Source organism: Bradyrhizobium sp. MI1.10 (genome assembly GCF_055811035.1).
In genome coordinates this window covers 1-339 of record NZ_JBVVPN010000174.1, presented here as the reverse complement: position 1 = coordinate 339, position 339 = coordinate 1, and the positions used below count along the sequence as shown (strand labels likewise).

Here is a 339-nt window from a genome sequence, read left to right as displayed (position 1 = left end):
TCTTTTGCGTTTTTACACAGCCAGGGTCAATCGCGTCACTTTGGCCGCGTGCCGTTCTCTACCGGTCTACCCCTGTGAACGGATATCGTCAGACCGCCTCGGCATGTCTCAATAGGCCAACAGGCGACATGGTACCACCACAGCAAAAAATCCCGGCACTTGGCCGGGATCGATACTTCACGCCTTTTTGGTAAACCAAATCGTTGGAGCTTTCGCCACTCCCGCTTTCTGCATGGCATTATTCAATTCAGCACTCTCCGCAAAGGCTTGCGCAGCTTCAATCGTGGCAAACTCGTGAGTTACTGTGATGTCATTGGGATTTTCGACTGCTCGGTAGAC

At 52.2% G+C, this 339-nt stretch carries 1 pseudogene; it reads right to left on the bottom strand.

What is annotated here, in order from left to right:
- Positions 1–177: 177 nt before the first annotated feature.
- A pseudogene (locus tag AC0L3K_RS40790) lies at positions 178–339 on the bottom strand (cyclase); the annotation flags it as partial.